Here is a 14,767-nt window from a genome sequence, read left to right as displayed (position 1 = left end):
ACAAAAAAAATCATAACGCATCCCAAATGGAATCAGAGGGCGTAGGGGCAATAATAATTATAGGTTCTTTGGTGACGGGATGTATAAAAACTAATTTTCTGGCATGTAAGTGTATTCCTCCATCAGGATTACTTCTGTCAAAACCATATTTTAAGTCTCCTTTTATAGGTGAACCAATGGCAGAAAGTTGTGCCCTGATTTGATGGTGTCTTCCGGTATATAGATTGATTTCAAGTGCAAAATAGTTGTTTAATTCTTTGAATAGTTTATAATCCAAGCTAGCTATTTTACTCTCAGGAACTTCTTTGATATGCGCTTTTGAAGTGTTGTTTTTTTCGTTTCTTTTTATGAAATGGATAAGTTTGTCTTCACTTTTTTCGGGTTTATTTTTTACAATTGCCCAATATGTTTTTTGCGTTTCGCGGTTGCTGAACAATTCATTCATTCTGGTCAAAGCTTTGCTTGTTCTGGCAAAAACAACAATACCGGTTGTAGGTCTGTCTAGGCGATGTACAACCCCGAGAAAAACTTCTCCCGGTTTATTGTACTGGTCTTTTATATATTCCTTTACAACCTCGCTCAAAGCTTTGTCGCCCGTTTTATCGCCTTGTACAATATCACCTACACGCTTGTTGACCACAATTAGATGGTTGTCTTCGTGAAGAATTTGTAAGTTATTTTTGTTCGAAATTATTTTACTAGACAAGTGTAAAAGGCTTTAATTAAAATTTTATCGATACGATCGAGAACTGAATACTGCATATGAATACTTAACACTAATATTGTTCATTCACATTTGGAAAATCGCTTGATTTCACATCAGCGACATATTGACCAATAGCAGTAGTCATTCCTTCGTATAAATTCATGTATCTTCTCAAAAAACGAGGACTAAATTCATTGTTCATTCCTAACATGTCATGGATTACAAGAACCTGACCGTCAACACCGCCACCGGCACCAATTCCTATAACGGGAATCGAAATACTTTGCGCTACTTTCTCTGCTAAATGAGCGGGAATTTTTTCTAAAACTAAGGCAAAACAACCTAGCTTTTCCAGCAATTTAGCATCTTCCATTAACTTTTCCGCTTCTTCTTCCTCCTTAGCGCGAACCGTATACGTTCCAAATTTATAAATAGATTGGGGAGTTAAGCCCAAATGTCCCATAACAGGAATCCCTGCGTTTAATATTTTCTTAATTGAATCTTTAATTTCTTTTCCACCCTCAAGTTTTACGGCATGTCCACCGCTTTCCTTCATGATTCTAATAGCAGAACGCAACGCTTCTTTTGGATCTGATTGGTAACTTCCAAAAGGTAAATCAACAACAACTAATGCTCTTTCTATCGCTCTAACGACTGAGGAAGCATGATAAATCATCTGGTCTAAAGTAATTGGCAAAGTAGTTTCATGACCCGCCATAACATTCGATGCAGAATCACCAACAAGAATAACATCGATTCCAGCAGTATCAACAATTTTAGCCATGGTATAATCATAAGCGGTCAGCATGGAAATTTTCTCTCCATTAGCCTTCATTTCAATTAATGACTTTGTTGTAATTCTTTTGTAATCTTTTTTTGCTAGAGACATTGTGGTTTACTATTTTAAGTATTAAGAATACGATTTGAGCCTGTAAAAGTAATGAAATTGAATTATTAAGAGAGTTATAATGGTTATTTTTTAAGGAATCAGCAAAAAAAATCTTTATAAAATCTTTATCTTAGGGACTGATATATTATAAAATACTTACAACATATCATTTAACTTTGTAGTGTTAATAAAAGCATTACCGTGAAAAGTATTTTGAGCCAAATAAAAAGAGAAAACCAATATCTTATATGCGTATTGTCTATAAGTACAGTTGCTTCACTGTGTTTGTTCACCAGAGATTATTTGGATTACACCATAGTCGGTTATTTATTGCTCGTTGTGGTTTCTTTATTGGCTATATTTTTAGATATTTTACCCGTTTTATTGAGTGCTATTTTAAGTGCTTTAATTATGAATTTCTTCTTTTTGAAACCATATTATACTTTTCATATTAGTAATGCCGAAGATTCCTTGTTATTGTTTTTGTTTTTTCTAATTGCACTTATAAATGGCGTTTTGACCCACAAAATTAGAAAAGCCGAAAAAATATTCCAAATAAAAGAAGTCAGGGTAAATACGATGAAGCTGTACAATGCCTTATTGGATTCCTTATCGCATGAATTGCGCACACCAATTTCTACCATTATGGGCTCAATAGACACCATTCAAAGTAAAACATTAACCATTTCTGAAGAGAATAAATTAAAATTATATACCGAAATCGAAAAGGCTTCCTTGCGATTGAATCATCAAGTCGAGAATTTATTGAATATGTCCAGATTAGAATCAGGAGTAATACAGCCAAAAATGGATTGGTGTGATTTAAAAGAATTGGTTTACAATGTTTTAGATAGTTTAAAAGACGATTTGCATTTTCATAAAATTGCTGTTATTGCTGATGAAAACTTACCGCTATTTAAGTTGGATTATGGTTTAATGGAACAAGTTATTTATAATTTAGTTTTTAATGCGTCACAATACACACCAAATGGAGCTAAAATCGAGATCAAAGTCGAGTATAACGCTACTATTGATTTTGAATATAACCCAGATAAATTGATGCCCTGTGTTATCACTATTTCTGATGATGGAAACGGTTTTCCTGAAGCGGAAATAGATAAAGTCTTTGATAAATTTTACAGATTACAAAACTCAAAAACAGGAGGAACTGGATTAGGTTTGTCCATTGTAAAAGGTTTTGTTGAAGCCCAAAACGGAAAAATCACCTTAGAAAATAAAGTAGAAGGTGGTTCTGTTTTTAAAATAGATTTTCCAGCATTAGTAATGAATATAGCAGCCATTTCAAATGAATAATTCAGCCGAAATATTAATTATAGACGATGAAATCCAGATCAGGAAACTACTCGAAATCGCTTTAGATTCTAACGGGTATAAAACTATTTTTGCTGTAAATGGAAAGGAAGGTATATCGCTCGCAGCAAATCATCAGCCGGACTTAATCATCTTGGATTTAGGTTTGCCTGATGAAGATGGACAAGTAGTTTTAAAAAGGTTGAGAGAATGGTATAAAAAACCGATATTAATCTTAACCGTAAGAAATACCGAAGAAGAAATTGTAAAAGCACTGGATAATGGCGCCAACGATTATTTGGCAAAACCATTTAGAACTCAAGAATTATTAGCTAGAATTAGAACAGCTTTAAGAAATTTAAACCAAGATGAAAATGAACCAATAATAGATTTTGGTGAAATTTCAATTGATTTTACTTCTAGAATTGTTAAGCTAAAAAATGAAATTTTAAAATTAACAACTACAGAATATAACTTGCTTTCTATTTTGGTCAAAAATGAAGGCAGGGTTCTTACACATCAGTATTTATTAAAACAAGTTTGGGGCAACAGCTATTCCGATCAAACGCAATACTTACGTGTTTTTGTGGCACAACTTCGTAAAAAAATTGAAGAAGACCCAAACCGACCTAAATATATAATTACAGAATCTGGAGTTGGTTATCGTTTCAATACAAGCTAAAATCTGCAAAGCTATAAGCAATCTGCTTTGCGCGATAATAAATAAAACAGACAAAAAAATCATTGTATTGTATGTTCAAAACATCACGATTGGGTTTTTTATTTATACTAATCAATGCATTTTACAATCTTAAAAATTAATATTAAAATGAATAAATCAACTATTCAAAAAGTCAGTGCTGCATCTCTTTTAGTTGCATTAGGGATTATTTATGGCGACATAGGAACCAGTCCGTTATATGTTATGAAAGCTATTATTGGACATCGAGAAATATCAAAACTGCTTGTTTACGGCGGTATTTCCTGTATCTTTTGGACACTTACATTTCAAACGACATTCAAATATATTTTTTTAACACTTTCGGCTGATAATCATGGCGAAGGTGGTGTTTTTTCGCTTTATGCGCTTGTAAAACGGTTTGGTAAAGGAAAATTGGTAATTCCTACTATTCTTGGAGCAACAACACTTTTGGCCGATGGAATTATTACTCCACCAATTTCGGTAGCATCTGCGGTTGAAGGATTAGGAGATGTAGTTCCTGGTATTCCAACACTTCCAATTGTGATTGTAATTTTATCGGGATTATTCTTTTTTCAGCGATTTGGAACCCAAAAAGTAGGCTTCTTTTTTGGTCCGGCTATGGTTGTTTGGTTTTCAATGCTTTTTGTTTTAGGATTTGTGCAAATACTTGATCACCCGATGATTTTGAGTGCATTAAACCCAATGTATGCCTACGAGTTATTAGTGGAATATCCTCATGGATTCTGGCTGTTAGGAGCAGTTTTTTTATGTACAACTGGAGCAGAGGCTTTGTATTCGGATTTAGGACATTGTGGAAAAAAGAATATTAGGATTACTTGGGTTTTTGTTAAAATTGCTTTAATTGTCAATTATTTGGGTCAGGCATCATGGCTAATGAATCAAGGGAAACCATTTCTTGAAGGAAGAAATCCATTTTATACCATTATGCCGCAATGGTTTCTTTTCTCGGGGGTAATCATTGCCACTTTTGCTGCTATCATCGCATCGCAAGCCTTAATTAGCGGGTCTTATACTTTAATAAATGAAGCGATGTCTCTCAACTTTTGGCCAAGAGTATCTATGCGAAATCCTACTAATTTGAAGGGACAAATCTATATTCCATCTGTAAATACTATTCTTTGGGCGGGCTGTGTTTTGATGATTTTATATTTTAAAAACTCGTCAAATATGGAAGCCGCCTATGGTTTTTCGATTACTATTGCCATGCTGATGACAACTGTGCTTTTAAATTATTACTTGCTTTACATAAAAAAAATGAACAAGATTTTGATAGCCATAATTATTACTGTTTTTGGTATCATTGAAATTGCCTTTTTTATTGCCAACATTATAAAAATCAAAGAACGTTGGATGTTCTTGTTCTTTGAGCTTTTCATTTTTATGACAATGTATGTTTGGTTTTACGCCAGAAAAATTAATAATAAATTTCTAAAATTCACCAATTTGTCAGAACATACGGAACGACTTCAGGAATTGAGCAATGATATTAGTATCCCAAAGTATGCAACACATTTAATTTACCTGTCTAAGGCAGATCGAAATTATGAAGTTGAAGAAAAAATATTGAGATCTATTTTTTCCAAAAAACCAAAAAGAGCTGATGTGTATTGGTTTTTTCATATCAACAGAACCAATGATCCATTTACTCTTAATTATGAAGTAATTGAATTATTAGACGACAAGGTAATTAAAATTGTATTAAATATTGGTTTCAGAATCCAGCCAAAGGTTGAGTTGTATTTCAAGAAAATTGTTCAAAATTTGGTCCAAAATAAAGAATTGAATTTACACATTCGCCCAGATGGTTCTACAAAATACAATGCCGAACCTGATTTTAAGTTCATTATTTTAGAGAAATTTCTTTCTGTCGAAAATGATTTTACTGCTAAAGACGCTTTATTGTTGAACTCCTATTATATGCTCAAAAACTGGTCTCTTTCTGACACAAGAGCATTTGGATTGGATAAAAGTGATGTCGAAATTGAAGAAATACCTTTCGTATATCAACCTATATTAAAATTGGAATTGGAAAGGAAAAAGATTTAAAAGCTAATTTAAAAATTAAGAATGTTTAGCATCTTATCTTAAATTTGATATGTTTTTAGGTTATCCAAATAAGAATATTACTAAAACTTATAAGCTAAAACAAGTTCCATCAAGTACAAAAATAAATTTATCTATAGAGCAAAAAAATGGATTCGACTTTCGTCGAATCCATTTATAAAAAGATTAATTTTTTAAAGAATTAGTGTTTCAAATCTGTAAATTTAGCATCAAGAACAAATGCCGGATTTGTTTTCTCCACTATTTTTTCTTTTGCCAAAGTAAATTCAGCTGATTGTTTGATATCTATAGAAGAGGAACCTATTAAAACTTTGTATTTTCCTGCTTCGGCAATCCAGGCATTTTTGCCAGGAATAAAAGATGCTAAATTTTTAGAATTTAATATCAAATTAATTGTTTGACTCTCCCCCGGTTGTAATGTTTTGGTTTTACCAAAAGCTTTTAATTCTTCTTTTGGTTTGTCAATCGTTTTAGACGGAGCAGATAAATAAAGTTGAACCACTTCTTTTCCTTCTTTTTTTCCGGTATTTTTAATGGTAACTGAAACGGTCATTTTATCGGAGAATGTTGGCTCGCTTAATTTAATATTAGAATACTCAAATGTAGTAAAAGACAATCCGTAACCAAATTCATAAGATGGCTTCACATTAAAAGTATTAAAATATCGATATCCTACATAAACGCCTTCTTCATAAGTTACACTAGTAGGGCTTGCAGCGGGTGTTCCAATCCAGTTCTTAAATGAGGGAGTATCTTCATATTTTACTGGAAATGTCATTGTTAATTTTCCTGATGGAGTTATTTTTCCGGAGAAAACATCGGCGACAGAATTTCCACCTTCTTGACCTGGTTGCCAAGGCAACAGGATTGCATCTACTTTGTCTCTCCAGCTAGCGGTTTCAATTACACCACCAATATTTAATACAACAACTACTTTTTTTCCTTTAGCGTGAAAAGCTTGAGATACATTATTGATTAAATTTACTTCATCAGAAGCTAAATTAAAATCATCTTCCACTTTTCTGTCATCACCTTCACCAGCATTTCTGCCTATCGTAATCAATGCAATTTCAGATGAATTGGCTTTATTTTCTATGATTTCTTTACTCAATTGCAGTTCTGCAAGTCTTTTTGGTGTGGCTAACAATCCACCTTCTTTTTCTCGACGTTCCAATTCTTTGGCTTTTTGATCTGCTGCATAAGGTTTATACAATCCTTCTAGCTCCTTATCAATTGTAAATCCTGAATTAATTAATCCGGCAATTAATGAAATGGTGTATGCTTCATTAACATCACCACTTCCAGTTCCGCCTGAAATAAAATCATAAGAAGTTAAACCGAAAATTGCTAATGGAGCTGATTTAGAAGAAAATGGCAAAGTGTTTTTATCATTTTTCAATAAAATTGTTCCTTCAGCAGCAGCTTGTCTTGTTACTTCTGCATTTTCTTTTAAGTTTGGCTTGTCAGAATATTTGTAATTGTTCATTGATGGCGATTTCATTACTAATTCTAAGATTCTAGTTAAATCCTTATTTACAACTGCGGCAGATAATTTTCCGCTTTTCATGTTGTCTAAAATTGCTTGTTTTTGAGAAGCCAATCCAGGCATTAATAAATCATTTCCAGCTAACAATTGTGCTGTAACGTTACTCACGGAATTTGGAGAAAATGGGCCATTTGAGCTACCAAATCCGTCATACCCACCGAACCAATCAGTCATTACCAGACCTTTAAATCCCCATTCATTTCTTAAAACTGTCGTCAGTAAATCTTTTCTTTGAGAAGTATAAATACCATTAATTAAGTTATAGGACGACATTATGGTCCAAGGTTGTGCTTCTTTTACTGTAATTTCAAAACCTCTAAGATAAATTTCACGCAGTGCTCTTTCGCTTACATGAGCATTAATACCCATTCTATTTCTTTCCTGATTGTTGGCTGCAAAATGTTTAATAGAAGTTCCAACACCATTTGATTGAATACCATTTATAATTGCTGCCGAGATTTTACCGGTAAGCAATGGATCTTCAGAGTAATATTCGAAGTTTCTGCCGCATAATGGATTTCTATGAATGTTCATTCCAGGTCCAAGTAAAACATCAACACCATATTCTTTCACTTCATTACCAATTGCTTTTCCTACACTGTTTATTAATTCCGTATTCCAAGTAGAGGCCAATGAAGTTCCTACCGGAAATGCAGTTGCGTAATAGTATTTACTATCATTATTTCGTTTTGGATTAATTCTCAAACCCGCTGGGCCATCTGATACCACTACGGTCGGGATTCCTAATCGTTTTAATTCATAAGTCCCACCAGCAGCTCCCGGTACTTTTCCTTGAAAGCCTTCTGCTGTAAACTTAAACGTTACAGCATCAAATCCAGGCATACCAATTCCAATAAGCATACTTGCTTTTTCATCGGCAGTCATTTTCTTTATCAAATCTTTGATTCTTTCATTCACAGGAAGACGGTAATCTTCATATAGATCTAGTTTTCCATTTTTGTTTAAATCTTTAAAAACTAATCCGTTTACAATAATAATCGGTTCTTTGTCAGTCTTGATATCGTTTGGATGTTCCGTCCAGGAAATAGCGGTTAATACTAAAGTAGAAAGTAGTGAGATCTGTGCTAATTTCTTAATTAAATGGTTTTTCATAAAGTTTTTTGTCTAAAGTTTTTATTGCTTCATTATGAAGCAATATTAATTATTTTTTTTAATATTTGCAAAAAAAAAATAGTTTATTTTTTTGATTATCAGTTTTTAAAGTAAAAATTATAATCTAATTCGTATTTTTACAGCCAATTAAAAAAGAATGGAATTTAATAAAATAATAGAAAAGAAATCAGCGGAAGCTTGGGAGATCTATATTCCGAACTTATCTGTGGACTGTGTCGTTTTTGGATTTCACGATACAACCTTAAAAGTATTAGTGACCAGGTTAAAAGATAAAGATCTTTGGGCTCTTCCCGGCGGCTATGTTTTAAAAACAGAAAATCTAAAAGAAGCGGCCAATAGAATTTTATATAGTAGAACTGGTGCAGAAAATATTTATTTACAAGAATTCAAAGTTTTCAGTGACTTGAATCGCTCGGGAGGTGTTTTTGATGAATTTCCGGACACGTTGTGGAATAAACAACGATTTCTTTCCGTAGCATTTTATGCTTTGGTCGATTTTCACCAAGTAAATTTAGTTCTGGACGATATTTCGGATGCCTGTGAGTGGAAATCAATAGAGGAACTGCCCAATTTTATGATGGATCACAGAAGTATTTTTAAGAAAGCACTAACTACCTTGCGAAAGCAATTGAATCATAAACCGATTGGCTACAACTTGCTTCCAGAAAAATTTACCATGCCTGAACTTCAAAAATTATATGAAATTATTTTAGCGAAAAAATTAAATCGAGGTAATTTCTACAGAAAAATGTTGCGTTATGATATCCTGATCAAATTGGACGAAAGTCGGAAAGGTGGTGCTCACAAAGCTCCAGACCTCTACCAATTTGATTTAGAAAAATATGAAAAAGCATTGAAAGAAGGATTAAATAACGGTTGGTGATACTAAGTCAAATAGAACAATTAATTATTGCGCAAAATGTAGTCAATTCAATATTATCGTTCGGTGCAAATAAAAAAAGAAGCGGATTGGCTTCTTTTTTAGTTAATAAATTTTTGTTTTTTAAGTGTGTTAAACTAGCTATTTTAAATAATTTTATTCAATATGTCAATCCAGTCTTCAACAGAACTAGAATTAGTATCTATTGCTACACTATTATTGTTGTAAGGCGCATACATCTTTATATCCGTAACTGAAAACAAGCCAACGATGGGTGTTAGTGCTGCGCTAGCTAAATGCATAATTCCACTATCTGCACCAATAAAAACGGCAGTATTTGCTATTAGAGACCCTATTTCACGGACATCTTTACTGTAAAATGCAGGTGCTTTAAATCCTATTTGCGAAACATTTTCAACAGGTAAAACTTCGATTATATTGTAATTTGGATATTCTATTATTAATCTGTTATAAAATGTTTCCCACCATGACGGTGAATAGCATTTTTCAGCAGTTGCAAATGTAAAAATGGCAATCGTTTTTTTGTCATTTCTCACTATGTCTTGCAACAGTTTTTGTCCTTCAGCAATTTCAGAAGCACTTAGCATTAGATTTAAGGAGGGAATTGGTTTGTCACTTTCATTAAAACCTAGTTTGGTCATATAATGTCTAAAGTTGTAGACTGGTTGTTTAGCAATGTGTTTGTAATCTTCATATTTAAGTTGAAGTTCTTCAAGATCATCACCAAAGAACTTGTATTTTGAAGTAACAAACTGTGCTGACAATCGTCCTGATGAGGAACCTTCAACAACATTGATCACAATGTCATAATTATGTTTTTTTAGAGCCATCCACCCTTTAGCGTATTTTATTAAATCTTTAAAAGGTTTACGGGGTAGTTGAATTATTCGCTTTATATTTTTGTAATTTTCAAAAACAATTGCTGCTAAACCTCCATTAACAAATAAATCAATCTCACAGTCGGGAAATGTGGCAATGACTTCCTGAACAAGTGGAGTGATTAACAGTTGATTTCCTAAGCGGGGATTTGGTCTGCAAATTAAAATTTTTTTAATAATGACTTTCGTGAAATCAGTATTTGGATCAAAATGAGAAGTTCCAATGTTTTTAGTTAAACTGCGCATTAATTTTCTTCTTAATGCGTTGATATCTCTTTTTATATTCATATTGTAATAAATTATTTTTATATGGAAACGCTAACAGAAATTAATTCTTTAAAATGCTTTACGTCATTTTATTTTAACGGTATTGAATTTTAGCACCGTTCAAAGAAACGATTTTTTTTATAAAAATAGGTAATGGACCAAATTGCATTTTGAGGAGAATTTAAAATTTCTATTTGTATTTTACAACGTATTTTTTTACAGTTTAGTAAAGTATTTTTTTGTGGCATATCTTTTGTTTGTGAAGAAAAAGAGGTGTTTGGCTTTCTAATAATGAAAAAAACAGTCACAAAGTATGAAAAAAAAATAGGAATGCGACTGTTAACGGGTAGCGTGTATAATCAAGAACACGTATTTAATGTTCAGCACTATTGCGTAGATGAATTATCTTTCAATAGCGGCGAATGTGATATTTCAGGAAATGAATATTCTTTCGTATTCTTGGATACCCAAAAAAATAGTGTTGTATTCTTTTTCACTGATAAGAAATTATCGTATAAAATAATTAATTCTGCGGTCTATTCGCCATATCCTGATTATACGCTTTATACTTTAGAAAATAAGCAAGGTCAGGTAGAGATGAAAGTAAACAAACAGAATACCAAGATGGAATTTCTCTATCTGAATAATCATATTTATTTAACAATCTGCCATATTTACAGCGATTGCTAAACCACCTTCAGATGTTTCTTTGTATTTATTGTTCATGTCTTTAGCCGTTTGCCACATGGTGTCGACCACTTTATCTAGAGGAACTTTTGCATTTTTTGGATCTGTTTCTAATGCTAATTCGGCAGCATTAATCGCTTTTAGGGCTCCCATTGTATTTCTTTCTATGCAAGGAATTTGTACTAATCCACCAATAGGATCGCACGTTAAACCGAGGTGGTGTTCCATGGCAATTTCGGCAGCCATTAAAACTTGTTCTGGTGTTCCTCCCATTAATTCACATAAAGCAGCCGCCGCCATAGAGGATGAAACGCCTATCTCAGCTTGACAACCGCCCATAGCTGCTGAAATAGTAGATCCTTTTTTGAAAATACTTCCTATCTCACTGGCTACCATTAGGAATTGTTTGATTTCTTTTTCGCCTGCATTATGGTTTTCAATAACTAAATAATACATTAAAACAGATGGAATTACGCCTGCACTTCCATTAGTTGGAGCGGTAACCACCCGTCCTAAAGCAGCATTGACTTCATTTACAGCAAGTGCAAAACAGCTTACCCATTTTAAGATTTGGCGAAATTTCACTTCGGTTTTTCTAATTTCTTCTAACCAAGTTTGCGGAGAGTCATAGTTTGCTAAGCCAATGAGGTTTTGGTGCATATCAAATGCACGACGGCGGACATGTAATCCTCCGGGTAAAATTCCTTCAGAATGACAACCAATATAGATAGACTCCAGCATCGTTTTCCAAATGCGCATTAACTCATGATTGATTTTTTCTTCGGTGCGCATCGATTTTTCATTCTCATAAACAATTTCCGAAATCTTTTTATCCTCTTTTCTGCAGTAGTCTAAAAGTTCAGTTGCTTTATCGATTGGGAAGGGAAAAGCGCATTTTATAGCATTTTTTTTCTTGGCATTGATGCGTTCTTCTTTTACAACAAATCCGCCCCCAATGGAGTAGAAGGTTGAAATATATTCGTTATCATGATTTATATAAGCTGTAAAAGTCAAACCATTGGAATGAAAAGGAAGAAAATTTTTATTGAAAACAATATCTTGTAAAAAATGGAAAGGAATCTGGTTTTCATTGCCAAGTTTGATCTCATTTTTATCCTTGATGGATTTTATAATTTTATCAATATCCGAGATAGGAATATATTCAGGATCTTGTCCACTTAAGCCCAACATAATGGCTAAATCAGTTGCGTGCCCTTTCCCCGTTAGCGAAAGTGAACCATATAAGTCTATTTTTACTTTAGTTATTTTATGGATTAAATTTTCGTCTCTCAATTCACTTAGAAAACGTTCTGCTGCGCGCCAAGGTCCAAGTGTGTGAGAACTAGAGGGTCCAACACCGATTTTAAGCATATCAAAAACAGAGATACATTCTTCCATAATTTATCAGTAGGTTTACTTAAAACAAAGATAATAGAATGTAGCACTGATAAGGTTTAAAAATGGAGATTTATTAAATATTTGGCAATTTATTACGTCATATTCTAATCATTCAACAACGTAAATAAATAAGAGGTTTAGATAAGAGGTTTAGATAAGAGGTCAATGGGAGCTTCTGAAATTTGGGTTAGTTGGGCGACTTTGAACTAATGAGCTATTGAAATCACTTAAATTTAATTCAAAAACAGAATTAGAATAGATTTTAGCTTTATTTTTACATTACCTATGAAAATACTACTAATAGAAGACGAGCCAGAATTACAAAAAAGCATAGAACAATATCTTGAAATGGAAGGGAATATTGTTGAAATTTCTCCTGATTTCCATCATGCGCAACAGAAAATTGCGATATACGATTATGATTGTATTTTAGTAGATATTACTTTGCCAAACGGCTCTGGTTTAGATTTACTCAGAGAAATTAAACTAAAAAAATCTAAAGCGGGTATTATAATAATTTCTGCAAAAAATTCACTTGATGATAAAGTAAATGGTTTGGACCTTGGAGCGGATGATTATTTGCCAAAGCCATTTCATTTGTCGGAACTTAATTCACGAATTAAAGCTTTGATTAGAAGAAAAAGTTTTGATGGAAATTTAGAAATTAGTATCAATGAAATAAAAATTTTGCCTCACGAAAGACGTGTTTTAGTTCATAATCAAGATGTAATTTTAACGTCAAAAGAATATGATTTATTACTATATTTTATATCTAATAAAAATAGAGTAGTGAGTAAAAGTGCGCTTGCAGAGCATCTTTGGGGTGATAATTCGGATAGATTAGATAACTTCGATTTTATATACAATCACGTGAAAAATCTGCGTAAAAAATTATTAGAAAAAAGATGTGAAGATTATTTACAAACTATTTACGGCATCGGTTACAATTTTAAAACGCAAGAATGAAATTATTAGCTAAAACAAGTTTGTATTATTTGATATTGAGTATTCCGATATTAATTCTATCGGGATTTATTTGTTTTCATATCATTACAAGAGAGGTGCGCGAAAGTAATAACGAACTATTGCTAAATCGAAAAGAACTAATAGAAAATTATTTAAAAGAGGATGATACTATTTTTTTGAAAATAATCACTAAAAGCAGTGAAGCTACAATTAAAAAAATGGATAAAATAAATGCTTTAAAAACACCTGCACTTATTTTTTCAGACACTTTAATTTTTGATAAAAAAGAAAATGAACTGGCAGAAAACAGATTACTTTCTTCTATTTTTAAAGTTAGAAATGCTAATTATTCTATTAAGATATGGAGAAGCACATTAGAATATAACGAATTGTTCAGAGGTATTTTTACTTCTTTTGTTGTTTTATTGATTTTGCTTTTTGTGACCTACTTGATTATAAATTTTTGGATTTCAAAAACAGTATGGAAACCTTTTTATCAGACAGTATCCAATTTAAAGAAATTTCGTGCCAGTGATAATGTAATTCCGCATTTTACAAATACTTCTGTAACCGAATTTGATGAATTGAATCTTTCTTTGGATATTATGATGCGGAAAATGATAGTTGATTTTAATAGTCAAAAGAAATTCACTGAAAATGCTTCACATGAAATCCAAACGCCATTAGCGGTTATAAAATCGAAAATTGATTTACTTATTCAATCTGAAAATTTGAAAGAGAATGAAATGAAATTAATAGTAGCAATTGATTATGCTTGCTCTAAAATAATTCGATTAAACAAATCATTTCTATTACTTACCAAAATTGAAAATAGACAATTTAATACCACAGAAATAGTATCTTTTGAAAATACAGTTGATAACTCCTTAGTCTTTTTTGAAGAGCACATTCAAGCCAATAAAATTGAGGTAATAAAAAATATTGAAAGTGATTTTTGTGTTTTGATGAATGCTGACTTGTGTTTAGTATTGGTTAATAATTTATTGCAAAATGCAATTAGGCATAATATTAATAGTGGGAATATTGAGATTTTTATAACGAAGAAGGAAATTATAATCTCAAATTTGGGAGATGACAACCCAATTGATAGTCAGTTATTTGAACGGTTCCATAAAAACTCTACTTCACAGGAATCATTAGGTCTTGGATTGTCAATCGTAAAAGAAATTGCGGATGTAAGCGGGTTGGGGTTCAACTATAAACATACTAATGGTAAACATTGTTTTATTTTGACAAAAGACTATACTATTGAATTTAAATAAAAAAGAGTCAATA

12 protein-coding genes are annotated in these 14,767 nt (G+C 32.3%); 7 read left to right on the top strand and 5 right to left on the bottom strand.

Going from position 1 to position 14,767, the window contains the following annotated elements:
• Positions 1-10: 10 nt before the first annotated feature.
• The gene (locus ACFX5D_RS11985; protein WP_379858421.1) at positions 11-706 is read right to left on the bottom strand and encodes an RluA family pseudouridine synthase; all 696 of its coding nucleotides are present in this window, start codon (positions 704-706) and stop codon (positions 11-13) included.
• A gap of 70 nt (positions 707-776) precedes the next feature.
• The gene (gene panB, locus ACFX5D_RS11980) at positions 777-1,595 is read right to left on the bottom strand and encodes a 3-methyl-2-oxobutanoate hydroxymethyltransferase (protein WP_379858420.1); all 819 of its coding nucleotides are present in this window, start codon (positions 1,593-1,595) and stop codon (positions 777-779) included.
• A gap of 201 nt (positions 1,596-1,796) precedes the next feature.
• Here panB and ACFX5D_RS11975 point away from each other — a divergent pair, with 201 nt between their 5' ends.
• The 3 genes from ACFX5D_RS11975 (at position 1,797) to ACFX5D_RS11965 (ending at position 5,676) form a co-directional block, all read left to right on the top strand.
• Positions 1,797-2,909 (top strand): sensor histidine kinase, encoded by a 1,113-nt coding sequence (locus tag ACFX5D_RS11975; protein ID WP_379858419.1) that lies wholly within the window; start codon positions 1,797-1,799, stop codon positions 2,907-2,909.
• Complete coding sequence (locus tag ACFX5D_RS11970; protein WP_379858418.1) at positions 2,902-3,588, top strand: response regulator; 687 nt, start codon at positions 2,902-2,904, stop codon at positions 3,586-3,588. The genes ACFX5D_RS11975 and ACFX5D_RS11970 overlap by 8 nt, the downstream gene beginning before the upstream one ends.
• Positions 3,589-3,735: 147 nt before the next feature.
• Positions 3,736-5,676, top strand: coding sequence for a KUP/HAK/KT family potassium transporter (locus tag ACFX5D_RS11965; RefSeq protein WP_379858417.1), 1,941 nt, complete (start codon positions 3,736-3,738; stop codon positions 5,674-5,676).
• A gap of 199 nt (positions 5,677-5,875) precedes the next feature.
• Here ACFX5D_RS11965 and ACFX5D_RS11960 read toward each other — a convergent pair whose 3' ends face one another.
• The gene (locus ACFX5D_RS11960; protein WP_379858416.1) at positions 5,876-8,353 is read right to left on the bottom strand and encodes a glycoside hydrolase family 3 C-terminal domain-containing protein; all 2,478 of its coding nucleotides are present in this window, start codon (positions 8,351-8,353) and stop codon (positions 5,876-5,878) included.
• 157 nt (positions 8,354-8,510) lie between these two features.
• Here ACFX5D_RS11960 and ACFX5D_RS11955 point away from each other — a divergent pair, with 157 nt between their 5' ends.
• Entirely contained in the window at positions 8,511-9,257 is a 747-nt protein-coding gene (locus ACFX5D_RS11955; protein ID WP_379858415.1) for an NUDIX domain-containing protein, read from the top strand.
• Between the two features lie 143 nt (positions 9,258-9,400).
• Here ACFX5D_RS11955 and ACFX5D_RS11950 read toward each other — a convergent pair whose 3' ends face one another.
• Entirely contained in the window at positions 9,401-10,441 is a 1,041-nt protein-coding gene (locus tag ACFX5D_RS11950) for a glycosyltransferase family 9 protein (protein WP_379858414.1), read from the bottom strand.
• 270 nt (positions 10,442-10,711) lie between these two features.
• Here ACFX5D_RS11950 and ACFX5D_RS11945 point away from each other — a divergent pair, with 270 nt between their 5' ends.
• Entirely contained in the window at positions 10,712-11,110 is a 399-nt protein-coding gene (locus ACFX5D_RS11945) for a hypothetical protein (RefSeq protein WP_379858413.1), read from the top strand.
• Here the strand turns inward: ACFX5D_RS11945 and ACFX5D_RS11940 are convergent.
• Entirely contained in the window at positions 11,078-12,505 is a 1,428-nt protein-coding gene (locus ACFX5D_RS11940; RefSeq protein WP_379858412.1) for an L-serine ammonia-lyase, read from the bottom strand. The two genes, ACFX5D_RS11945 and ACFX5D_RS11940, sit on opposite strands and share 33 nt — an antisense overlap.
• Positions 12,506-12,790: 285 nt before the next feature.
• Here ACFX5D_RS11940 and ACFX5D_RS11935 point away from each other — a divergent pair, with 285 nt between their 5' ends.
• Positions 12,791-13,471 (top strand): response regulator transcription factor, encoded by a 681-nt coding sequence (locus ACFX5D_RS11935; RefSeq protein WP_379858411.1) that lies wholly within the window; start codon positions 12,791-12,793, stop codon positions 13,469-13,471.
• Positions 13,468-14,754, top strand: a complete 1,287-nt coding sequence (locus ACFX5D_RS11930) for a sensor histidine kinase (protein ID WP_379858410.1) — start codon at positions 13,468-13,470, stop codon at positions 14,752-14,754. The genes ACFX5D_RS11935 and ACFX5D_RS11930 overlap by 4 nt, the downstream gene beginning before the upstream one ends.
• Positions 14,755-14,767 lie beyond the last annotated feature (13 nt).

This window comes from Flavobacterium fructosi, assembly GCF_042787335.1.
GTDB classification, from domain to species: Bacteria; Bacteroidota; Bacteroidia; order Flavobacteriales; family Flavobacteriaceae; genus Flavobacterium; species Flavobacterium fructosi.
The sequence above is the reverse complement of the archived record's forward strand: the minus strand, read 5'-3'. Positions and strand labels throughout refer to the sequence as shown.